Origin of the sequence: Amycolatopsis sp. NPDC088138 (assembly GCF_044741685.1) — a bacterium.
GTDB lineage: Bacteria > Actinomycetota > Actinomycetes > Mycobacteriales > Pseudonocardiaceae > Amycolatopsis.
Map to the genome: position 1 here is coordinate 1,124,486 of NZ_JBIUTB010000003.1, position 22,643 is coordinate 1,147,128.

Here is a 22,643-nt window from a genome sequence, read left to right on the forward strand (position 1 = left end):
CTGTTTTCACTTCGTGTTCCGCTCTCGTTCCCCGGTTGCCACCTTTTCGGGTGACAACCGGGCACGAGGGTGTCAGGCATGACCGAACTGACTCGTCGCCGTCTTCTCGGATCTGCCGCCGGGGTCGCCGCCACCGCGGCCGCGGCCACCCTGATGCCCCCAAACGTCCAGCGCGCGCTCGCCCAGGGCGCCCCCAAGCACGGCTCGCTGAAGGACATCGAGCACGTCGTGCTGCTGATGCAGGAGAACCGCTCGTTCGACCACTACTTCGGCACGCTGTCGGGCGTCCGCGGGTTCGGCGACCCGCACGCGGCGCGGCTGCCGAACGGCAAGCCGGTGTTCTACCAGCCGGACGCCGAGAACCCGGCGGGCTACGCGCTGCCGTTCCACCTCGACACGCACGCGACCAACGCGCAGAAGATCCCGTCGACGTCGCACGCCTGGCAGGTCCAGCACGACGCCTGGAACGGCGGCAAGATGGACAGCTGGCTGCCGGCGCACCGCAAGGCCGACGGCAAGAACGGCCCGTACGTGATGGGCTACCACACCCGCGCCGACCTGCCGTTCCAGTTCGCGCTGGCCGAGGCGTTCACCATCTGCGACAGCTACCACTGCTCGGTGTTCGGCCCGACCTGGCCGAACCGGATGATGTGGATGACCGGCACGATCGACCCCGACGGTGAGAACGGCGGCCCGATCCTCGACAACAAGGCCCCGGCCGGCGGCTACACCTGGACGACGTACGCGGAGCGGCTGCAGGCGGCCGGCGTCAGCTGGAAGGTGTACGAGCAGAGCGACACCTACGGCTGCAACATGCTGGAGAACTTCGCGAACTTCAAGAACGCGCCCGCCGACTCGCCGCTGGCGGTCAACGGCCTCACGCACCGCCCCGAAGGCCAGTTCGAGTACGACGCGCGCAACGACAAGCTGCCGACGGTCTCCTGGATCATCTGCACCTCGACGGCGTCGGAGCACCCGCAGTACACGCCGGCCGAGGGCGCGGCGTTCGTCGCGTCGAAGATCGACGCGATCGCGGCGAACCCGGAGGTCTGGGCCAAGACGGTCTTCATCCTCAACTACGACGAGAACGACGGGCTGTTCGACCACGTCGTCCCGCCGACGCCGCCCGCGGGCACGCCGGGCGAGTTCGTCACCAAGACGTCCCCCGGCGGCACCCCGGGCAACGGCCTCCCGGTCGGCGCCGGCTACCGCGTCCCGGCGATCGTGATCTCGCCGTGGACCGCGGGCGGCTGGGTGTGCAGCGAGAACTTCGACCACACGTCGACGCTGCGGTTCCTGGAGCAGGTGACGGGCGTGGCGGAGCCGAACATCTCGCAATGGCGCCGCAAGACGTTCGGGGACATGACGTCGGCGTTCCGCTTCAACGACCACAAGTCCCAGCCGCCGGTGCTGCCGGACACGTCGGGCCCGCTGACGCTGTCCCGCTACGAGGCGGCGAACCTGCCGGCGCCGACGTTCCCGGGCACCGACCAGAAGCCGCCGAAGCAGGAGCCGGGCGGACGGCCGCGGGTGCCGCGCCACTGACGTTCTTGCGGACGGCCACCCTCGTTCCGCGAGGGTGGCCGTCTTCGCTTACACGGCGGTGGTTTTGAAGGGATCGTGCTCGGCGAGCAGCTTGTCGAGCCGGGCCTGGTCGACGCGGGAGACCACGGAGGTCTCGTCCTGTCTGTCCCGCACGCACTTGGCGAGCGTGAACGCCGAGGTGACCAGGAAGAGCATGCCGAGGGCGAGGAACCCGCGAACCCAGCCGTCGACGGGCAGGTACACGATCCCCGCGGTGACCGCGGTGAGGGCGAGCCCGAAGGAGATGGCCGCCTGCGCGTAGAACGCGGTGGTGGTGGGTGAAGCTGCGGACGAACCGGACTTGGTCATGTGACCACGGTCTCGCCGAGCACCCACGGGTGTCTTGAGCAGTACTACTCAGCCCGGATTGCGATGCGGCTACAGCTCGTAGACGTCCAGGACCGTGGGGGCCACCGGGGTCAGGTGCGGGTCTTCGCGCTCCGTGACCTGGCCTCGGGCCATGCGGTAGACGCGGAAGTCGTTGTCGTGCTCGGTGTCCTGGTCGTCCCAGACGTGCAGCAGGCCGTACGAGCCCGCGGCCAGCTCGCCGACCCTGGTGAACATCTCCAGCAGGTCCGGGGCGAGTTCACCGCCGTGCTTGTCGAAGCCGCCGAAGTGGAGCATCGGCATGCCCGCGCTCCAGCGGAGGTCGACCAGGTCGAAGTCGCCCGCATCGCGGATCGCGCGGTGCACGCGGTCGACCAGGCGCTCCAGGAGCGCCGCGTCGTCATCGCCGCTCGCGGTCGCCTGGATGGTCACCCAGCCGTGGTATTCGAACACCTGGAGAACGGTAGCAAGAGATCAACCAGCGCAGATGCCGGGCTCAGCGGGCCAGCGCGGAGGGCTTCCCGTCGCGGCGCAGGACGTTGCCCAGCACCCCCTCGCCGAGGCGCTCGAACGCCGACACGAGCGGCTCGCCGAACACGCAGAGCGTGCGCTCCCACGGGTGCCCGAGGGTGCCGAACGAGAAGTCCCTGGCCAGGAACAGGTGGTAGTCCGCGCGCGGGAACACCGGCACCGGCCAGCGGGCGCCTTCGGTCATCAGGTGCGGCCGGACGCGGTAGGACTGGTGCTGCCAGTGCAGCGCCCACAGCCAGTCGTCCGGGCCGCAGACCTCGCGGAACGCGGCCTGCGCGACGGACGCGACCTGGTGCTCGTCGACCGCCCACGGGCCGAGGCGGAACTCCGCCGACGCGCGGTCGAGGTCGCCGGGCGAGAGGTCCCAGGTGCGCGACGGCGCGGGCTCGCGGAACCCCGGCCAGGCGTGGGCGTAGGTGCTCGGCCAGAACGCCAGCTTGTCGTACACCCAGTACCAGGCGGGCTCGTCGGCGACGCGGGAGACGGCTTCCCAGGCTGTATTCACTGTTTCGACCTCTGACTTGGCCAGGCACGAAAGAACACGCGAAAGCTTCGTGTTCGGTCTCCGGTTTGTCCAGTCCTCGTCCGCTCCGCGCGAACTGTGTCACTCGACCGGGTGGGTTCTGTCAGGTTGTCACCATGCGGATCATCTTCGTCCACGGGGCCTTCGTCCGCGACGGCGCCTGGTGGTGGCAACCGACGGCAAATGTACTCTCCAAGCACGGTTTGCGCAGCTCAGCGGCGGTGTTGCCGAGCTGCGAAGCCGACCCGCGCGGTGACCTCCACGACGACGCCGCGGCGGTGCGCGCCCTGCTCGACGCCTCGGACGAACCCGCGCTGCTCGTCGGTCACTCGTACGGCGGAATGGTGATCTCCGAGGCCGCCGCCGGGCACCCCGCGGTGCAGCGCCTCTTCTACGTGACGTCGTTCCTGCCGGACGCCGGCGAGGCGCTCGCGGACTTCGGCCCCGGCGAGCCACCGCCGTGGCACCTCAGCCACGGCGACGGCACCGCGGGTGTCCGGGAGGAGTTCGTGCGGCCGCGGTTCGCGCAGGACTTCGACGACGCCACCTACGCCGAAGCCGCGGCCCGGCTCACCGCCCAGAACGAGGCGGTGTTCGGCCAGCGGGCGAACCACGCGGCCTGGCGGGAGATCCCGTCGACGTACGTTCTCTGCGCCGACGACCTCGCGACCCTGCCCGAGACGCAGCGGCAGCACGCGGCGCGCGCGACCGACGTCGTCGAGCTGGCGGTGCCGCACCACCCGTTCGTCACGCGGCCGGACCTGGTGGCCGGTGTCCTGCTGGCTCAGACGACGACGTAGCCCAGCAGGAACTCCTTCGTCTTGCCCTCGCAGCGGCCGTCGAGCGAGTCGAAGTGGCTGGCGCCGGCGTTGCAGCGGTAGAGCGCCCGCGAACCGGACCAGGTCGGGGGGCTGGCGTAGATGTAGCCGAGGAAGCCGAGCGACTGCTGGCCCTCGCACTTGCCGCTCTGGTCGGGCGAGGTGAACCAGTCCTTCTGGTCCTTCACCTTGCAGGCGAACAGCTTCCGCGTGCCGGGCTCGGCCGTCGCGACCAGCTCCCCGAAGAGGCCTTCCATCTTGAAGCCGCCCGGCGGGCCGACCTTCTTCGTCCCGCTGAAATGCCCGCCGTCCGGTTGGTGGAAGCGGACCAAAGGCACCTTGACCGGATCCGGTTTCCCCGCGGTCGACGTCGGAGCCGTGGAGCTCGCGGACGTGCTCGGCGACGGCGTGGGTTTCTTGCTGCTGCTGTGCTTCGTGGTCGTCGGGGTCGCGGAAGACTTCGGTGTGGGACCCGGCGCGCCCGCGGCGACCGGGGTCGTACCGTCCGGCTTGAGCAGGAAGACCGCGGCCAGCGCGGCGATCACCACCACCGCGGCGCCGGACAGCACCCACGGCAGGCGCCGCTTCCGGGGCCCTTCCCAGTCCACTGTGGTCGGTGACGGCGCGGCGACCTTCGCCGTCACCGGCTCGAAGACGATCGTCGGCAGCTCGCCGGGGTCGACGGCCCGCGTCGGCGCGTCGGTGATCGTGGTGCGCGCGGTTTCCAGCAGCCGCCGCAGTCCGGCCGCGCCGAGACGGTCCGAAGTGGACTGCGTGAGCAGGCCGAGGACGGCGTCGGCGAGCGGGCCGCGGCAGCGCTCCAGCACCGGCCGGTCGTACATGATCGCGTGCAGCGTCGCGGCCGTCGTCGTCCGCTGGAACGGCGCCCGGCCTTCGGCGGCGTGGAACAGGGTCGCGCCGAGCGACCACAGATCGGACGCGGGAGACGGGCCGGCCCCGGCGAACAGCTCGGGCGGCATGTAGCCGGGCGAGCCCATCACCCCGCCGGTCTGGGTCAGGCCCGGGTCGTCCATCGCCCGCGCGATGCCGAAGTCGGCGAGCTTCACCCGGTCGCCGGGCAGCACCATGATGTTGCTGGGCTTGACGTCCCGGTGCACGATGCCGGCCGCGTGCGCGCTTTCCAGCGCGCTCAGCACCTGCAGGCCGATCTCGGCGACGCGGTCGTTCGCCAGCGGCCCCTCGCGCCCGACGACGTCGGCGAGCGTCGGCGCGATCACCAGCTCCATCACGATGAACGTGGCGCCGTGCTCGCTGACGACGTCGTACACCGTGACGACATTGGCGTGGTTGAGCCGCCCCGCGGTGCGGGCTTCGCGCAGGACGCGTTCGAGGTGCACCGGCGAGGCGCCCGGCGGCGTGGCCAGCTCCTTCAGGGCCACCGGCCGCCCGAGGAACTGGTCCTCGCCGCGCCAGACGACGCCCATCCCGCCACGGCCCAGTTCGGCCGAAATCGCGTACCTGCCCGCGATCAGTCTCATCGTCGCCCCCCTGAGCGCTCGGGGGCGATGCTAGAAGACGACCAAGGAGACGCCGGGAGAGGGCCCGGCGCCTCCCCGGTCTCAGGCGGCGTCCCAGAGGGTCAGGAACGCCGAGGCCTCGCTGCGGGCCCAGGGCCGCAGCCGTTCGCGGTCACGCGCCGAGAGCTGGTACTCCTTCGCGCGGCGGACGTCGATCACCAGCGCCTCGCCGCCCGGGAGGATGTCCGGCATCGCCTGTTCCAGCACCCACAGCGCGAGCTGGGCCGACGCCTTGCTCAGCGGCTCCTCCTTGAAGTAGAGCCAGGTCGCGTAGCGGCGGCCGTCGCTCTTGCGCAGGCCGAGCTGCGGGCTGACGCCGATCTCGAGGTCGCCCAGCCGGCACCGGCCGCGACCGACCTCCACCAGCCGCGGCGACTTGCGGCCGAGGTACCGCAGCCAGCCCTCGGCGATGGCGCTGTAGTGCGGTTTCGTCTTCTCGTCCGCCGCGTTGACGAGCGCCCGGAGCGCCACTTCGTCCTGGTTCGCCGCCCGTCCGGAGCGCACGGCGTTGGCCGCCCGCCGGTAGTAGTTGAACGCGGCCCGCGCCGGGGCCTCGTACAACCGGCGCTGCCGCCGGACGAACGACGACCGCGACGGTCCGGTGCTGGCGCTGTAGCCCACGAACGTGGGCAGGGTGATGTAGGCCATGGCCCTGCCTTCCTCCATCACACCACCCGCGGTCGCGGGCGGCATCTCCCCTGTACAACGCCCATTTTAGAACATATGTACGACAGTTTCGGGGGCCTGACGGGTGACGGGCGGGACTAGTTCAGCGTGAAGGTGACCAGGTCCGCGGACTCGCTGCGCGTGACGCCAAGGCCGCCGAGCGACCGGGTCGCCGCCGGCGCGTACGGCCCGCCCGCGGCCGCGGCCTTCAGCAGCAGCACCTGGCGGATGCCGTACTTCCGCAGGACCGCGACGCTGTGCGTGTCCGGGAACGTCTTCGCGGCCTGCATGATCTCGTCGTACTGCGGCGGGAGCAGGCCGTTGTGGCCGTTGGCCAGCTGGGGGAAGCCGTCGGTCGACCAGAACTGGTAGACGTATTCGCTGAACTCCCCGAGGCCCTGCGTCACCGGCAGCAGCAGCGACGGCGGGGGCGAGCTCTCGAAGACCTTCACCAGGTCCGGCGGGATTCCGGTCACCGGCGAGTGGGGCTCGGCCGGCACGCCTTCGAGCAGCGCCAGCAGCAGGGACGCCCCGATCAGGGACCGCAGGTACGGGGCGTCCGGGCGCTCCCGTGCCAGTTGCGCGCACCGCGTGAGCGCGCCGGCGGCGAGCAGGGCCAGCAGCAGGATGACCCACAGCATGAGCCGGCCCGGCGTGCGCAGCGCGTCCCAGCCCGGCAGGTAGCGCCAGAGCAGGTAGTAGGTGAACTGCCCGCCGAAGAACTGGGAGCCGAGCGCGAACGCCGTCACGACGACCGCCGAGACCCCGAGGCCCACTCGCACCCGGACCGGCCAGGCGCTGACGAACAGGCCCGTCACCGCGAGCAGCAGCAGCGCCAGCCCGGGGAACAGCAGTTTCTCGGGCGCGCCCGGCAGCGAAAGCCACCCCGGGTCGGCGAAGACGCCGCTGCGCAGGTTGAACGGGCCGTGCTGCCAGAACCAGGTCTCGGTCGGCGCGGCCAGCAGCCCCTGCGGGGGCGACGAGTAGTACTGCACCTCCGACCAGGAGCGGGTGAACCCGTACTCGTCGACGACCCGGCGGTACGGGATGGTCATCAGGTACGTGACGACGACGAGCACGACGGCCCCCACCCCGTCGGCGACCACCAGCCGGGTGCCGAACGGGCGCCGCCGCCGCACCGCGGCGACCAGCAGGACGACGCCGATCCCCCCGAGCAGGTAGACGAACGGCATCCCGGTCGCGAACCCGAGCGTGACCTGCCACGCGGCGACGACCCAGCCGGCGAGGGCCCACCACGGCCGGGACAGTTCCGGACGGCGCCCGTGCCGCAGCGAGAAACCGTGGCCCCTCGCGAGCGCGAACAGGGCCAGCGCGATCCCGCCGCTGGACAGGATGTTGAGGTGGCTGATGTGGCTCAGCCGCCACGGCGCCCAGGCGAACGCGATCCCGCCCATGGCCGCGGCCGCCCAGTTTCCGCCCAGCTGGCGCACGAGCAGGTAGGCGCCGGTGAAGGCGAGCGCGCAGGCGAGCAGGAAGGCGGCGTTGTAGCGCAGGAGCGCGGCGTACTGGCCGTCACCGAAGACGCTCAGCGGCAGGTAGCCGAGGAGGGAGTCCGAGAAGGCGTAGCTGCCGCTCGCCGGGAACAGGGTGTTGCCCGTCCAGAGACTGCCGCCCGTGGTGACGACGTGGTGCTGCCACGCCAGCTGCCACGCCTGCAGCAGCGGGTCGCCGGGTTCGCCGGTGACCAGGGACCTCGGGTGCAGCACGACCGGGAGGTTGAACAGCGCCGAGAGCACGAGCCCGGCGAGCACGGCCAAGACCGCTTCGCGGGCCTTCGCGCCGGTGGTGCGAAGGCGGCCGGCGACGTCCCCCGGGCGCGCCGTCTCCTCGGTCACCAACTGGAACTCCTCCCCCGGACTGCGGCCTTTCACGACGAGCCTCGCACGGCCGCCACCGGGACGGCCGGACCCCGCCTGATCTTCAGCGTGCCGGGACGAACCGGCGCCGGGGCGGAAGGGACTCCCGAAAGCGCGTCACTTGCGCTACGTTGCCGATCAACCTCAAACCGCAACCTTGCAGGTCGGCCGCGCGTGCCAAACTGTTGCCCGAACGGTGGATGGGGGTCGGAACGATGAGCTGGCAGGAAGAACTGCGCCGTCTCGACGCGGACCTGGCGGCCGGCCGGATAGAGCCTGCGGACCATCGCAGGCAGCGTGAAGAACTGCTGGCGCAGGTGTCCGGCTCGACCGCGCCGTCACCGGTGCCCGCTCCGCTGCGCCGCCCCTCCTGGCACAGCACGAACCCGGCGCATCCGGTCACGCCGGTCAACCCGGTCAGCGCCGCGCGCCCGCCCGCGATCCCGCCCAGCCGGGTCGAGGTGCCGTGGGCCCGGAAGCCGAACCCGGCGGGCCCCCGCCCGCACCAGGTGCCGGCGACCAGCGGGGTACCGGCGCTGCCCGATCACATGACCACCGCGCCCAGCCCGGCCGACATCACCCCGACCCGCTACCTGGCCGTGGAAGGCCGGGTCGACGGTTCGACGAGCCGGTTCCCACCGATCGGCCCGCCCGGCACCGCGAGCCCGCCGGAGCGGGACGCCGCGCCCGCCGACAGCGGGCGCCACCGCGACGCCGACGGCAAGCGCCCCACGTGGCTGTTCCTCGGCCTCGGGGTGCTCGTGGTGCTCGCCCTGATCGTCGGCGCCACGATGTGGCTGGGCTCGGACGAGCCCACCGCGGACAACCAGCCGACCAGCCCGTCGATCGTGCCGAGCGCGCCGTCCGGTGTGCTCAACGGCGTCGAGGACCGGCTGCCGGAGCTGCCGGGCACCCAGAACACCGCCAACTCGACCATGTCGCTCGACCGGGCCGTCGAGCTCGGCGTGCTCGAAAAGCCGTCGGCCGAGGTGCTGCGCAAGAGCGGCGCCACCGAGGTCGTCTTCCGCGGTTCGGCCGTGGAGGCCGGCAGCAACCTCGTGCTGGTGGCACCGACCCCGAAGGCCGCGAACGCCGAAGCCGCCGTCGAGCAGCTGTACCGCAGCGCGCTGAGCAACGGCTTCGCCGAAGTGCAGGCCGACCTGCGCACCGCCGTCGGGAGCACGGGCGACACCCAGGTCCGGGCGACCTGGTACACCTCCGGCGGCATGATCGTGAACGTCGGCGTCTCGCAGCCCAAGAAGAAGAGCGATACGCCGCTGACCGCCCGGTTGGACCAGCTCGTGATGGCGTTGCGCGCGGTCCTGCCGCCCGGCTGATCCGGACAGCACACCCACATCACCCGCGACCCCGCGGCGGACGGGTCACGAAACGACCCTCGGCCACGGACCCGATCGGCCCTGCGTGCAGAATGTCCCCTGAGTCTGCGAACGCGGGTCCGCGACAAAGAAGGGGGCAGGTTTGTCCTGGCAGGAGGAACTTCGCCGGTTGGACGAGGAGCTGGCGGCAGGCCAGCTCTCCGCTGACGACTACCGGGCCCGACGGGACGCCGTGCTGTCCTCCGCAGTGAACGCCGATCCGCAGGCCCAGCAGGCCTCGCAGGGGGCCTCGGCGGCCGACAGCACCCAGATCATCACACCGGTCAGCCCGCCGCCCCAGCAGCCGCAGCAGCAACCGGGTGGCAGCGAGGCGGACCGGACGCAGATCGTCAGCAGCGCCGACGCGGCCGGGGGCGAACGCACCCAGGTGGTGCCCGGCACACAGCAGCAGTCGCCGCCGTACCAGCCGCCGTGGGCGACCGGGCCGTCGGTGCCGGGCGTGCCGCCGCAGGCGATGGCCGCCGGTGGCCTGCGGCCGAACGGCCCGACGTCGGGCGGGTTCCCGATGCAGCAGCAGCACCCACAGCAGCAGCCGTGGAACACCGGTGGCGACGCGGCACCGCCGTGGGGCGCCAGTGAGTACCCGCAGATGTCGCCCGGCCCGGACTGGGTCAGCCAGGGCCCGGAGACCTTCGAGACCACGTCTTCCGGCGGCAAGAAGAAGTTCGCGATCATCGCGGTCTCGGTGCTCGTGGTCGCCGCGCTCGGCGTCGGCGGCTACCTCGTGTTCGGCACCGGCTCGAACAACCAGCCGACCCCGCCGGCGGCGAGCTCCTCGGTGCCGCCCGCGCCGACCAGCACCGTGCGGCCGAAGGACGACCTGGAGATCGCCAAGCTCCCGGCCCCGCCCGGCGAGAAGACCGACATCCAGACCTTCGCCGACGTCGAGCGCGCCGCGTTCCTCACCCCCGAGGAGAACGCGATCTACAAGACCGCGGGCGCCTCGAAGGTGCGGATGGCCGCCGCCGGGCTGCCGGACACGGTCAAGGCGCTGGTGCTCACCGCGCAGACGACCTCGAGCAGCTCCGCCAACGTCGCGCGCGACGACCTGACCGACCTCGAGCGGTCGAAGTACACGATGAAGGCGTACTCCGGCTCGGTGCCGGACGGCGTGAAGGCGTCGCAGTTCGCCAAGTCGGCCGACTACCCCGCCGTGATCCGCGCGCACTACGTCCACAAGGGCACGCTCGTGCGGATCGAGGTGTCCGGCTCCGACCTCGACAAGATCAGCAAGACGTTCGACGACATCCTGGAAGCCCAGCTCGCGGAGCTGCCGGCCAATGGCTGAGCGCGCCGGCCGGGTGACCACTGCTTGCACGGTGGTCACCCGCGCCGGTCTGCCCTCGGCGCGGGTGCTCGCCCGTACCTACCGGCAGCACCACCCGGACCACGATTTCCTGGTCCTCGTCGTGGACGGGACCAGCGGCGGCACCGAGGACGGCTGCCGTGTCGTCGGCGGCGACTGGCTCGACCTCGACCGCGACGAGTTCCACCGGATGGCCACCTGGTTCCCGGCGGCCGACCTGGTCGACGCCGTCAAGCCGCTGCTGCTGCACCAGCTGCTCGAAGACTCCGACGTCGCGGTCTGCCTCGGCTTCCAGACCCGGGTGTTCGCACCGTTCGACGACCTCACCGCGAAGGCCGCCGAGCACGACATCGTGCTCGCGCCGCGGGTACTCGCGCCGGTCCCGCAGGACGGCCTCGAGCCGGGCCGCGAACCGGCCGACCGCGCCTTCCACGAGGACTTCGTCGCGGTCGGCAAGGGGGCTCGCCCGTTCCTCATCGCCTGGGCGGACGGCCTCCGGTACGCCCCGATGGCCCCGCCGTCCGTCCCGTCGCCGCCGGTCGAGCACTTCTTCGACCGCGTCCCGGCGCTGTACCGGCACGTCGTGACCCGCGACCCCGGTGTGGCCGCCGGGTTCTGGAACCTGCACGAGCGCAAGCTCGCCGAACGCCCGGACGGCACGGTCACCGCCGGCGGCGCGGCGCTGCGCTTCCTGAACTTCCACGGCTTCGACCCGGAGCAGCCGTGGCTGCTCAGCACCCAGTGCCCGGTGCGCCCGCGGGTCGTCCTCTCCACCGAACCCGTGCTGCGAGGGCTGTGCGGCGGTTACGCCGAGGCGCTGACCGAAGCCGGGCACACCGGCGAAGAGGTGCCGTACGGCTTCGGCCGGCTGCGGGACGGCACCCCGCTGACCCGGCCGATGCGGACGCTCTACCGCGACACCTGGCTGCGCGCGCACCGTGCCGCGACCACACCCGCGCAGTTCGCCCCCACCGTCGTCGACGAGATCCCGCCCCCGCCGTTCGGGGACGACCACGGCGCGGCGTTCCGCGAGTGGCTGTGCGGCCCCGGTTCGCCGATGGCGCGGTCGGCCGGGCTCAGCAGGCTCGCGTTGTGGCTGTGGGCGGGCCGTATCGACCTGCAGACGGCGTTCCGCGAGCCGCAGCACGAAGACGGCCCCGCGTTCCGGCAGTGGTGTGCGACCCACGGCGTCGACGAGGGCCTGCTGCCAGGGTGGGCGCTGCCCGCCGAGCCGCCCCCGGTCACCGGGCCCGTCGACGAGTTCGGCGTGAACGTCGCCGGGTACCTCACCGCCGAGCTGGGCCTGGGCGAGATGGGCCGGATCGTGCACCGGGTGGTCGCCGAGGCCGGCGTCCCCGTGGTGTCGGTCGTCGAGGCACGGTCGCTGTCGGCGGCGGTCCGCACCGCGCTCGCCGCGCCGGACACGGTGAAACGGCCGCGGTTCCCGGTGAGCATCCTCGCGGTCAACTCCGACTACACCCGGCTGTTGCTGGACAGCCATCCCGAGCTGGGGCACCGGCGCTACCGGATCGGGCTCTGGGCGTGGGAGCTGGAGGACTTCCCGACGACCATGCGCGGGGGTCTCGACCTGGTCGACGAGGTGTGGGCGCTGAGCGACTTCACCCGCCGGGCGATCGAGCCGCACTCGACGGTGCCGGTGAAGACGTTCCCGATGCCGGTGCCGGACCCCGGAAAGCCCGCCCGGATCCCGCGACGGCCGGGCGACCCGGTGCGCTTCCTGTTCGCCTTCGACTTCAACAGCACCGGCCAGCGCAAGAACCCGTGGGGCGCGGTGGCCGCGTTCCAGCGCGCGTTCCCGGGCCGCGACGACGTCCGCCTGGTCGTCAAGGCCACCAACGGGCACCTGCACGCCGCCGCCGTGGAGCGGTTGCGGTACGTCATCGGCGACGACAAGCGCATCGACCTGCTCGAGGCCTACCTCAGCGTCGAAGAGCTCGGCAACCTGTACGCGTCCAGCGACGCCTACGTCTCCCTGCACCGGAGTGAGGGCTTCGGGCTGACCGTCGCCGAAGCGATGGTGCGCGGGCTCGCGGTGATCGCGACCGACTACTCCAGCACCACGGAGTTCTTCCACGACGGCACGGGCTGGCCGATCCCCCACGGGATGATCGAGGTCGGCGAGGGCTGGCCGCCGTACCAGCCCGAGGCCGTCTGGGCCGACCCCGACCTCGACGCCGCCGCGAAGGCGATGCGGGAAGTCGCGGACGATCCGGAGGAGGCCCGCCGCCGCGGTGAGGCCGCGCGGGCCCACGTGCTGCGCACCCGGTCGATGGCGAGCGCGGCGGCCTGGGCCGAGACGCAGCTTCGCGCCGCGTACGAGACTTGGCGCGGCCGTGACTTCGGCACCGCCGCCGACGCGCCGAAGTCCCCGCTGGCCAGGGCCGAGGAGGCCCTGCACTGGCAGCCGGACCCGGCCGGCCCGCACCGGTTCCCGCTGGCCCCGGTGTTCCGCCGCGCGGTCCGGCGGGCGCTGAGCCACTACGACGGCAACCAGCGCCGGATCCTGCGCACGCTGACCGAGAGCACCGGCGAGGCGATCGGCGGGCTGGCCGGCCGGTTCGACGACAAGTCGACCGCCCAGGACCGGCGCCTCGGTTCGCTCGAGGCCGAGATCGCCCGGCAGAACGCGCGCATCGAGCAGCTCGAGGCGCGGCGTCCCGACGGCCCCCGGCGGCCGGCATGACCCAGGAGACCCCGCAGGTCCCACGGTCGCCGCTGCCACCGGTGCACGAGGCCTTCCTGCCGCGTGAGCACGCGCTGCACCGGCCGCGCCACGGCCGTCGCCAGGCCGTCGCGCTGGTCTGCGCGGCGGTGTTCTTCGGCACGCCGGTGCTCGCGTCGGTGGCCGGCGTGCACCCCGGCCAGTTCGAAAACCGCGCCCTGACGTCGTTCCCGGGCCTCGGCCAGGGCTGGTCGTTCTTCCCGCAGCTGGGCCAGTGGGCGACCGACCACCTGGCGTTCCGCGAGCAGGCGGTGCACGCGGGTGACGGCATCAGCCGCGGGTTGTTCGGCGAGGCGCCACCGCTCGACGGGCAGCGGCCCCAGGACCAGCAGGGCCCGATCCCCGCGCAGCCGCCCGCCCCCGCACCGCTCGTCAACTACCCGAAGGTGCTCGAGGGGAAGAACGGCTGGATGTACCTCGGCGACGAGATCGCCAGCCACTGCAACCTGAAACAGCCACTGGCCCAGACCATGGCCGAGCTGGACCGGCTGCGCGACGGCGTCCGCGCGTCGGGCCGCCAGTTCGTGGTGGTCGTGGCGCCGGACAAGACCACAATCGCCCCGGAGTACCTGCCGTCGAACTACGTCGGCAAGGACTGCCGGGAGCGCACCGCCGCCGAGTTCTGGCAGCGGGTCGACGCCGACAACTCGATCCTCGACCTGCGCAGCGGGCTGGAGGCGCAGGGCCGGGCGGTCGGCGCGCCGGTCTACGGGCCGCAGGACGCGCACTGGTCGGACGAGGGCGGCATGCTGATGGCCCGGTCACTGGCCGAGTCGATGAGCCCCGGCAGCACCGCGAGCTGGGTGATCAAGCCGAGCGACCCGTGGCAGATGCCGGCCGACCTGCCGCCGCTGATCGGGCACACCGGAACGACCAGCGGGCGGCACTACGAGGTGCTGACCGACGGCAAGCGCGACCAGACCCGTGAGGTGCTCAGCGACCTCAAGGCACCGCTGAAGCTGACGTCGGCGAGCGGCACCGGCACCTACCAGGGCAAGGTCGCCCTGCTCGGGGACTCGTTCACCTATCGCGCGCTGCCCTACCTCGCCGCGACCTTCGGCAACATGACCGCCCAGCACCACAGCGCCCTGCTCACCGACACCGGCAGCACCGTCGGCGACATGTTCGCCGACAACCGCGTGGTGGCGATCGAGGTCGTCGAGCGCACCCTGGCGTCCGGCACCTTCGGGCTGCTCGCCCCGCAGGTCGTCGACAACATCCTGGCCAAGCTCGCGGCCCGCCCGATCCGCTGACCGGGTGGCTCGCCACCCCCGACCCGATGGAACACCGCATGTCTGACGCACGCGTCGCGGACGCTCTCTCCCGCCTCGAGCAGCACGCCAACCTGAACCTGCCGCTGCGGCGGGGCGACGTGCTCGGCCGGCTCGCGTTGCGGTTCCTGTGGCGCCGCCAGCTGAAGTGGCAGATCGAGACGAACCTGGCGGCGCGGGACGCGGTCAGCGCGCTGTCCGACGAGGTCCGCGCCACCGAGGGGCAGTTCCAGCGCTGGCTGGCCGACCACGGTGAGCTGGTGCGCGCCGAGTCGCTGCACCGGGAGCTGGAGTCGTTGTACCGCAACGACCAGAACCTGGCCGCGGGGCTCAACCAGCGGCTCTACAGCGCGGTCGGCGGGCTGCAGGCGCAGCTGTCCACGCTGGCGTTGCAGGTCACCGACTCCGCGGAGGGCTCGGACGGCGTCGAGGCGCGGCTCAAGGAGCTCGAAGCACAGCTGGCGCAGGTGCAGGCCGCGGCGGAGCAGGCCCGGCTGCGGCACGTGCAGGTCGACCTGTTCCTCGACCGCGCCCGGCGGGAGTCCACAACGGACACCACGCCCGCCGCGGCCGCCGCGGTGCCGGACCGCGACTCGTTCCTCGAGGTCGCGGTGGAGGCCCTGCTCGACGGCTCGGCCGAGCGCGCGCGGGACGCCGTGCGCGCGTACCTGCCCGTGGTCGAGGAGGCCCGGAAGGCCGGTGCCACCGGCGCGGTGCTGGACATGGCACCCGGCCGCGGCGGCTGGCCGGAGGTGCTCGCGGCCGCCGGCGTCCGCTACCGCACGGCGTCGCGCAACACGCTGGTGCGCAAGCAGTGTGCGGCGGTGGACGTCCAGGTCGCCGACGCCGACCCGATGCGGCTGCTCGAAGAGGCGACGCCGGGTTCGCTGGGCGCGATCACGGCGTTCCGCTTCGCCGAGCGACTGGAGCCGGCCGCGCTGGCGCGGTTCGCCGAGCTCGCGGCCGCCGCGCTGCAGCCCGGCGGCCCGCTGGTCGTCGAGACCCCACTGGCCTCACCGGACTTCCACCTGGACCCGTTCGCGCTGCGCCCGGTGCACCCGGACTTCCTCCGGTTCCTCACCGAGGCGGCCGGGTTCTCGCACGTCGAGGTCCGGCTGCCGGGCGAAGCCGGGATCCCGGTCGCCGACCCCGCCGGGCGGGATCGGTACTGCCTGCTCGCGTGGCGGTGACGGGCGTGCGCCACCGGATGTGGACGCCGCTGCCGCCCGAGCGCAGCGGCATCGCCGACTACAGCTTCGAACTGCTGGAGACGATGGCGGGCCTCGCCGACGTCGCGGCGGTCAGCAGGTACCCGGGTGACGCCCGTGCCCCCGAAGGGGTGCCGGTGCTGGGTCCGGACGACGTCCCGCCGGACGACGACGCCGTCGACGTCTACCAGATGGGCAACAACACCGAGTTCCACGAGTGGATCCACCGGCGGGCGCTGGCGGTGCCGGGGCTGGTGGTGCTGCACGACCCGTCGCTGCTGGACTTCTCGCTGAGCTACTTCGGCGGGATCGAATCGCCGCGGTTCAAGGACGAGCTGGCCCACGCGCACGGCCCGATCTGGGGTGACCCGGCGGACCCGGCGCTGGTGCTCGGCTGGCCCGCGGTCGACGTGGACGGCGTCAAGCACCTCGACCGGCAGACGATGAGCTTGGAGCGGCGGATCGTCTCGGCCAGCCGCGGCGTGCTGGTGCACGACCCGTTCCGGGCGGGGCAGCTGCGCGAGCGGTACCCCGAGGTGCCGGTGTTCACCGTGGCGTCCGCGGCGCCGGTGGTCGAGGACGACGCCAAGCGCCCGGCCGTCCGGGCCAAGCTCGGCTGGACCGGCGACGAGGTCGTCTTCGGCGTTTTCGGCGGGTTCACCGCGATCAAGCGGATCCGCGTCGCCGTGCTGGCGTTCGCGCAGGTCCGGCGGCGCTGGCCGCAGGCGAAGCTGCTGATCGTCGGGCACGCGCGGGAGAAGGACATCGAAGCCGACGTCCACCGCACGATCGCCGAGCTCGGGGTCGGCGACGCCGTGCGGATCATCCCGAGCCCGGACATCGACGAGTTCCAGGACCTGATCGTCGCGACCGACGCGCTGATCGGCCTGCGCTGGCCGACCGCGGGCGAGACCAGCGCGGTGATGATGCGCGCGTTCGGCATCGGCCGGTTGTTCATCACCAGCGACCTTCCCCAGCACCGCCACTACGATCGCGAGTTCTGCCGGCTGGTCCCGATCGACCCGCGGCGCGAAGCGGTGGAGCTGGCCGCGCACCTGGAACGAGTGGTCTCCTGGCCGGAAGAGGCCCGGGACGCGGGCCGCAAAGCACGCGAGTACGTCCGCCGGCACGCCTCGTGGCCGGTGGTCGCCGCGGCCTACCGCGACGCCGCCGAGTCCGTGCGCGGGCCGGTCCCGCCGCCGGTGAAACCGTCACGGGAACGGCCGGGTGTCAACGTGTTCGGCGACGTCCGCGCGGCCGGCGTCCGGGCCGACGCGACCCGGCGGCTGGCGTCCGTGCTGACCGGCAGGCTGCCCCGCTCGACCTTCACCGAGTTCAACTCGCGGGTGCCCGACCGGCCGTTCGAGGTGCCGCGGCAGCTGGCCGACCAGCGCCGCGGCAAGGACTACGCGACCGACCTGTGGCTGGTGGACGCGCCCGAGTTCCCGTTGATCCCCCAGCACTCCTTCGACCGCTACACCATCGCGTGGTGGGCGGGCGAGCTCCCGGACCTGCCCGCGACCGGTCTCCCCCAGCTGTCCGATGTGGACGAACTGTGGGTGCCGTCCACGCTGGCCGCCGGCCTGGTGCGCGGCAGCACGGACATCCCGGTCACCGTGGTGCCCAAGGTGGTTCCGGTCGCGGACGGCACCGGCGACCGCGCCCGGTTCCGGCTGCCCGAGGCCGGCTTGGTCGTGCTCACGACGTTCCACTCGTCGTCGGACGCCGAGCGGAAGAACTTCCGGGCCGCGATCACGGCGTTCCGGCGGGCCTTCCCGGCGGGCGGGGCACACCTGGCCGTCGCGGCGATCGACCTCGACCCGGCATCCGAGCTGGCGGACTGGCTCGACCGCGAGGTCACCGCCATCGGCGGGACGGTGCTCGGCGGCAGGCTGCCGGAGGAAGACCGCGGGCTGCTGCTGGCTTCCTGCGACATCTACCTTTCGCTGCACCGGTTCGAGACGTTCGGGCTGGACATGGCCGAGGCGATGGCCCGGCGCAAGCCGGTGGTCGCCACCGGCCACGGCGGCAACCTCGACTTCATGCCGCTGGGCGCGGCCGCTCTGGTGGGCTACGAGACCTACGTCGCGAAGGACGCCGAACCCGGCTACACCAACGGTTTCACCACGTCGTACCCGCTCGGGCACCCGTGGGCCGAGCCCGACCTCGGCCAGGCCGTCCAGTGGCTGCGCAAGCTCGCGGCGAACGCCGGGCTCCGGACGTCGATGGGCGAGCGGGCCGCGGAAGCGGTCGCGGCCGTGTGCGGGCCGGACGCCGTCGAGGCCGTGGTGACGCGGCGGCTGGCAGCCGTCCCGAAGGAGCCCGCCCGCCGGCCGTGAGGGTTCAGCCGCGCCGGGCTTCCAGCTCGGCGATGCGGCCCGACGCGGCGGCGAGCAATGCCTCCAGCTCGGCGACCCGCGCTTCCAGCCCGGCCGTGTAGCGGGCGCCCCGCGTGCGCTGCCGCTCCTGTTCGGCCCGGGTCTGTTCCAGCTGCTCGAGGTAGTCGGCGGCCCGCCGGTGCGTCTCCTGCAGTTCGCGCAGTTCGCCCTCGATGCGGCGGGCGTAGCCGATCTCGGCCGCGCGCCCGGCCCTCAGCTCCTCCAGTGCCTTCGCCTGCTGCAGGACGTCGTAGCGCTCGAACTCGTCGAAGACGTTCGCCGGCGCGCTGAGCCGCGACAGCGCCTCGGCGTCGTCGGACCGGGCGTAGAAGCGGTTCAGGCCGTCGAAGAGCCCGCACTGGTAGCCCGCGTCCAGCAGCATCGGCTCCCACTCCTGGTGGGTCTGCGTCTGCGCGCCGGGTTCGGTGGCCTCGACGACCAGCACCCGCGGGCGGTGCCGGGTCCAGTCCGCGCCCTCGATCACCGCGCGCTCGGCCCCTTCGACGTCGATCTTCAGGAAGTCGACCGCTCCCGGGTGCTCGTCCAGCACCGCGGCGAGGGTGGACAGCTCGACCTCGACGGTGCTCACCCGCCACCCGTTGTCGTCGCGGTAGCGGACGGCCAGCTCGTCGTCCAGCGTCGACCAGCCCCACTCGTTCTCGACGACGTGCAGCTTCGCCGTGCCCGGACGGGCGCCGACCGCGACGTCCAGGGTCAGGTCGCCGGGGCGGGCGGTGCGCAGCTCGCGGGCCTTCGCCGGGATCGGCTCGATGTTGATCCCGCGCCAGCCGAGGTCGTAGAAGTGCTTCGTGACCGAAGCGACCAGCGGGTCACCCGCGCCGATGTCGACGTAGCGACCGTCGGCCTGACCTGCGAAGACGCGGGCGAGGACCACGTCCTCGGCCTGCTGCGCGTAGGAGATCATGGCAGGGTGATGCCGGCCTTCCGCGCCTCCAGCTGCAGGTCGTGGTCGACCATCATGGCGACCAGGTCTTCGAAGCCAACCTCGGGCTTCCACCCGAGCTCGGTGTGGGCCTTGGTGGCGTCGCCGACCAGGAGGTCCACCTCGGCGGGCCGGAAGAACCGCGGGTCCTGCTCGACGTACCGCGACCAGTCGTCGATGCCGGCGTGCTTGAACGCGAGGTCGACGAAGTTGCGGACGCTGTGCGTGCGCCCGGTCGCGACGACGTAGTCGCCCGGCTCGTCCTGCTGCAGCATCTGCCACATCGCGCGGACGTAGTCACCGGCGAAGCCCCAGTCGCGCTGCGGGTCGAGGTTGCCCAGCATGAGCTTTTCCTGCAGGCCCAGCTTGATCCGCGCGACGGCGTTGGTCACCTTGCGGGTGACGAACTCGATGCCGCGGCGGGGGCTCTCGTGGTTGAACAGGATGCCGGAGCAGGCGTACAGGCCGTAGCTGTCCCGGTAGTTCACGGTGATGTCGTGGCCGAACACCTTCGCCACGCCGTACGGCGACCGCGGATAGAACGGCGTGTCCTCGGTCTGCGGCGACTGCCGGACCTTGCCGAACATCTCCGAGCTGGACGCCTGGTAGAAGCGGATGGGGTTGTTCTGGCTGCCGCCGACCATCCGGACGGCGTCGAGCAGCCGCAGCACACCCAGGCCGGTGACGTTCGCCGTGAGCTCGGCCTGTTTGAAGCTCAGTGCGACGAAGGAGATCGCGCCGAGGTTGTAGACCTCGTCGGGCTGCACCTGCTCCAGGACCCCGACCAGGCTGGACAGGTCCTGCAGGTCCCCCTCGACGACCTCGACGAACGGGTACTCCGCGCGGATCATGTCGATTCGGGGGTTGTTCTGCCCCTTGACCAGGCCGAAGACCTCGTACTGCTGCTCGTGGAGCAGCTCGGCGAGATATTGCCCATCCTGACCGGTGATACCGGTGATCAACGCACGACGCACCCGCTGAGGATAGCCGGGCGGCCATTCGGCCGGGCAGGTTAGCCCGAAGGTGTGATGTCCGCCGTGTCGGTGAACGCCGTCCCACCCCCGGACGCCTACTGAGCAGAGCATCGGCCGGGAAGGAGGCGCCGTGATCTGGATCTGCCTGGTCGCCGTCCTCGCCGTCGTGTTCCTGGTGCGGGCGTTCCGCGTGGTGCGACGGGTGCGGCGCGGCTGACCTGTGGTTGGGTCGACCGCGTGCCCCAGCTCGTGACGCGCCGGATCACGCCGGCCGGTTTCCTGCTCGCTCTGCTGCTCTTCCTCTTCCTGCCGTGCCTGGCCGCGTCCTGCGACGCGCCGGACGGCACCCGGACCGAGGTCAGCTACTCCGGCGCCGACCTGGTCACCGGCCAGCAGAAGGTCACCGGCGTCGACGGCCTCGGCCTGACCCCGCCGCAGCAGGCGGCCCTGGCGGACAAGTTCGACATGCCCGGTCTGGTGCAGGTCCTGGCCATCGTCGCCGGGGTGCTGCTCGTCCTCGGGCTCGGGACGGCTTTCCTACGGACCCCGAAGGTCCGGGCGTTGACGGCGGTCGTCGTCTCCGGGACGGGCGCGGTGCTGCTCGTGGTGACCGAGGTGTTCGCGCTGGGGAACCTCACCGACAACGCGCGCCTGATCTCGGCCACCGTCTCGTCGCTGTCACCGGGCCAGAGCACCAGCACCGAGGACGAGGCCGTCGCCGCCGTCGAGCTGCGGCTCGGCTTCTGGCTGTCGGTGAGCTTGCTGCTGCTGATCTTCCTGCTGAACGTCTTCGCCGCGCTGCGCCGCTCACCCGTCACGGCCGACGCGGAGTGACCAGCCCGGACTCGTAGGCGAGCACGACCAGCTGGGCGCGGTCGCGGGCGCCGATCTTCGTCATGATGCGGCTGACGTGGGTGCGCGCGGTCGCCGTCGAGATCACCAGGTGGGCGGCGATCTCGTCGTTCGACATGCCGCCCGCGACCAGGCCGAGCACCTCGCGTTCGCGGTCGGTGATCTCCCGGACGGCGCTGGTGTCGATCCGCCGGTTCTCCGGGCGGCCGACGAACTCCTGGATCAGCCGGCGTGTGACGGTCGGCGCCAGCAGCGCCTCCCCGCTCGCGACGACGCGCAGCGCGCGCAGCAGCTCGACCGGCTCGGTGTCCTTGAGCAGGAACCCGCTGGCGCCCGCGCGCAGCGCCTCGTAGACGTACTCGTCGATGTCGAAGGTGGTCAGCACCAGCACCTTCGTCCCGGCCAGCTCGGGGTTCGCGGAGATCCGGCGAGTGGCTTCGAGGCCGTCGACACCGGGCATCCGGATGTCCATCACGACGATGTCGGGCTGGTGCTCGATGGCGAGCGCGACGGCCTGCTCGCCGTCACCCGCCTCGCCGCAGACGTCGAAGCCGTCCTCGGTCTCCAGCAGCACCCGGAACCCGGCGCGGACCAGCACCTGGTCGTCGGCCAGCAGGACGCGGATCATGCTTCTCCCTCGATCGGCAGTTCGACGAACACTTCGAAGCCGGTTCCGGCCGGCTGGGCCGTGAACCGCCCGCCGAGCGCCGCGGCGCGTTCCGCCATGCCGCGCAGGCCGTGGCCCGGCGTGGGCTGGGCATTGCCGCGGCCGTCGTCGCGCACCCGCAGCGTGAAGGCGCCCGGCCGGCGCTCGAACCGGACGTCGACGTGGCTCGCCTGGTCGGCGTGCCGCACGACGTTGGTGAGCGACTCCTGCAGGATCCGGTACCCGGCGGCGTCGACCGGTGCGGGGAGCTCGCCGGGCTCGCCCTGGACGTCGACGGTGAGCCCGGCGTCACGCGCGTGGGCCAGCAGCTCGGCGGCCTGGGCGAGGCTCGGCGCCGGCGCCTTGTCCTCCCCGGACCGCAGCACGGCCAGGGTCGCGCGCAGGTCCTTGAGGGCGGACGCGCTGGCCTCCTTGATGTTGAGCAGCGCCTCCTTCGCCTGCTCGGGCCGCCGGTCGGCGACGTGCGCGGCGACGCCGGCCTGGACGTTGATCATGGCGAGGCTGTGCGCGACGACGTCGTGCACCTCGCGGGCGATCCGCAGCCGTTCCTGTTCGGCGAGCCGGTGCCGGTGCTCGTCGGCCTGCTCACGCCGGGCGGCGAGCGCGTCCAGCTGGTAGCGGACGGCCGTGCCGATCCCGACCACGGCCGTCAGCCAGACGACGAGGAACCCGGCGCCGAACTCCAGCGCGAACGACCCCGACGTGACGATGTGCCCCAGGTAGAGCGCGGCCAGCGCACTGGCGCCGGTGATCCCGGCGACGAGCGGGCCGCGCTGCCGGGTGAGCACGAACAGGGCGATGGTCGGCACGATGATGACGGGCCCGCCGGGGAACCCCGAGGCGTAGTAGCCGAACGCGGACGCCGTCGTGACGAGGAAGAGCGTCAGCGGGAAGCGGTGGACGAGCAGTAGCGTCAGCGTGGTGGCGACGAGCCAGGCACCGGCGGGCGGGGTCATCTGCGACACCCCGGTCTGCCACCGCGACGCGCCGCTGGTCGCGCCGAGCACGAAGACCGTGACGACGACGGTGCGCACCACCCG

General features: G+C 72.3%; 19 protein-coding genes. 9 read left to right on the forward strand and 10 right to left on the reverse strand.

Annotated elements, in window-relative coordinates:
• Positions 1-78: 78 nt before the first annotated feature.
• Positions 79-1,545 carry a phosphocholine-specific phospholipase C gene (locus ACIOD2_RS20605; protein WP_400540093.1) on the forward strand — a complete coding sequence of 489 codons (1,467 nt, stop codon included), beginning with the start codon at positions 79-81 and terminating at the stop codon, positions 1,543-1,545.
• A 48-nt stretch (positions 1,546-1,593) separates the two neighbouring features.
• On the opposite strand, the gene ACIOD2_RS20610 is transcribed toward ACIOD2_RS20605, so the two are convergent.
• From ACIOD2_RS20610 to ACIOD2_RS20620, 3 genes are all read right to left on the reverse strand, one after another.
• Positions 1,594-1,893, reverse strand: coding sequence for a YiaA/YiaB family inner membrane protein (locus ACIOD2_RS20610; RefSeq protein WP_400540095.1), 300 nt, complete (start codon positions 1,891-1,893; stop codon positions 1,594-1,596).
• A 69-nt stretch (positions 1,894-1,962) separates the two neighbouring features.
• Entirely contained in the window at positions 1,963-2,364 is a 402-nt protein-coding gene (locus ACIOD2_RS20615) for an immunity 7 family protein (protein WP_247059795.1), read from the reverse strand.
• A gap of 43 nt (positions 2,365-2,407) precedes the next feature.
• Positions 2,408-2,947: a DUF2716 domain-containing protein gene (locus ACIOD2_RS20620; RefSeq protein WP_400540097.1), complete on the reverse strand. Its 540-nt coding sequence runs from the start codon at positions 2,945-2,947 to the stop codon at positions 2,408-2,410.
• Positions 2,948-3,081: 134 nt separating this feature from the next.
• On the opposite strand from ACIOD2_RS20620, the gene ACIOD2_RS20625 reads away from it, so the two are divergent.
• Positions 3,082-3,765, forward strand: coding sequence for an alpha/beta fold hydrolase (locus ACIOD2_RS20625; RefSeq protein ID WP_400540099.1), 684 nt, complete (start codon positions 3,082-3,084; stop codon positions 3,763-3,765).
• On the opposite strand, the gene ACIOD2_RS20630 is transcribed toward ACIOD2_RS20625, so the two are convergent.
• The 3 genes from ACIOD2_RS20630 to ACIOD2_RS20640 form a co-directional block, all read right to left on the reverse strand.
• Positions 3,750-5,282: a serine/threonine-protein kinase gene (locus ACIOD2_RS20630; protein WP_400540101.1), complete on the reverse strand. Its 1,533-nt coding sequence runs from the start codon at positions 5,280-5,282 to the stop codon at positions 3,750-3,752. The genes ACIOD2_RS20625 and ACIOD2_RS20630 overlap by 16 nt on opposite strands.
• An 81-nt stretch (positions 5,283-5,363) precedes the next feature.
• Positions 5,364-5,969: a hypothetical protein gene (locus ACIOD2_RS20635; RefSeq protein WP_400540441.1), complete on the reverse strand. Its 606-nt coding sequence runs from the start codon at positions 5,967-5,969 to the stop codon at positions 5,364-5,366.
• Between the two features lie 116 nt (positions 5,970-6,085).
• A complete protein-coding gene (locus ACIOD2_RS20640; RefSeq protein ID WP_400540103.1) occupies positions 6,086-7,843 on the reverse strand; it encodes a hypothetical protein in 1,758 nt (585 codons plus the stop codon).
• Between the two features lie 236 nt (positions 7,844-8,079).
• On the opposite strand from ACIOD2_RS20640, the gene ACIOD2_RS20645 reads away from it, so the two are divergent.
• From ACIOD2_RS20645 to ACIOD2_RS20670, 6 genes are all read left to right on the forward strand, one after another.
• Positions 8,080-9,201, forward strand: coding sequence for a hypothetical protein (locus ACIOD2_RS20645; RefSeq protein WP_400540105.1), 1,122 nt, complete (start codon positions 8,080-8,082; stop codon positions 9,199-9,201).
• Between the two features lie 142 nt (positions 9,202-9,343).
• Positions 9,344-10,549 carry a flagellar basal body protein FliL gene (locus ACIOD2_RS20650; protein ID WP_400540107.1) on the forward strand — a complete coding sequence of 402 codons (1,206 nt, stop codon included), beginning with the start codon at positions 9,344-9,346 and terminating at the stop codon, positions 10,547-10,549.
• Positions 10,542-13,271: a glycosyltransferase gene (locus ACIOD2_RS20655; protein WP_400540109.1), complete on the forward strand. Its 2,730-nt coding sequence runs from the start codon at positions 10,542-10,544 to the stop codon at positions 13,269-13,271. The genes ACIOD2_RS20650 and ACIOD2_RS20655 overlap by 8 nt, the downstream gene beginning before the upstream one ends.
• Positions 13,268-14,563, forward strand: a complete 1,296-nt coding sequence (locus ACIOD2_RS20660; RefSeq protein ID WP_400540111.1) for a hypothetical protein — start codon at positions 13,268-13,270, stop codon at positions 14,561-14,563. Before ACIOD2_RS20655 ends, ACIOD2_RS20660 begins: the two co-directional genes overlap by 4 nt.
• Positions 14,564-14,601: 38 nt before the next feature.
• On the forward strand, positions 14,602-15,771 hold the full coding sequence (locus tag ACIOD2_RS20665) for a hypothetical protein (protein ID WP_400540113.1): 1,170 nt from the start codon (positions 14,602-14,604) through the stop codon (positions 15,769-15,771).
• A 5-nt stretch (positions 15,772-15,776) separates the two neighbouring features.
• Positions 15,777-18,128, forward strand: coding sequence for a glycosyltransferase (locus tag ACIOD2_RS20670; RefSeq protein ID WP_400540115.1), 2,352 nt, complete (start codon positions 15,777-15,779; stop codon positions 18,126-18,128).
• A gap of 4 nt (positions 18,129-18,132) precedes the next feature.
• Here ACIOD2_RS20670 and ACIOD2_RS20675 read toward each other — a convergent pair whose 3' ends face one another.
• Positions 18,133-19,092: an FkbM family methyltransferase gene (locus ACIOD2_RS20675; protein ID WP_400540117.1), complete on the reverse strand. Its 960-nt coding sequence runs from the start codon at positions 19,090-19,092 to the stop codon at positions 18,133-18,135.
• On the reverse strand, positions 19,089-20,084 hold the full coding sequence (gene gmd / locus ACIOD2_RS20680) for a GDP-mannose 4,6-dehydratase (RefSeq protein ID WP_400540119.1): 996 nt from the start codon (positions 20,082-20,084) through the stop codon (positions 19,089-19,091). The genes ACIOD2_RS20675 and gmd overlap by 4 nt, the downstream gene beginning before the upstream one ends.
• A 237-nt stretch (positions 20,085-20,321) precedes the next feature.
• Between gmd and ACIOD2_RS20685 the strand changes: the two genes are divergently transcribed.
• Positions 20,322-20,918: a hypothetical protein gene (locus tag ACIOD2_RS20685; protein ID WP_400540121.1), complete on the forward strand. Its 597-nt coding sequence runs from the start codon at positions 20,322-20,324 to the stop codon at positions 20,916-20,918.
• On the opposite strand, the gene ACIOD2_RS20690 is transcribed toward ACIOD2_RS20685, so the two are convergent.
• On the reverse strand, positions 20,899-21,564 hold the full coding sequence (locus ACIOD2_RS20690) for a response regulator (protein WP_400540123.1): 666 nt from the start codon (positions 21,562-21,564) through the stop codon (positions 20,899-20,901). The genes ACIOD2_RS20685 and ACIOD2_RS20690 overlap by 20 nt on opposite strands.
• Complete coding sequence (locus tag ACIOD2_RS20695; RefSeq protein WP_400540125.1) at positions 21,561-22,640, reverse strand: sensor histidine kinase; 1,080 nt, start codon at positions 22,638-22,640, stop codon at positions 21,561-21,563. The genes ACIOD2_RS20690 and ACIOD2_RS20695 overlap by 4 nt, the downstream gene beginning before the upstream one ends.
• Positions 22,641-22,643 lie beyond the last annotated feature (3 nt).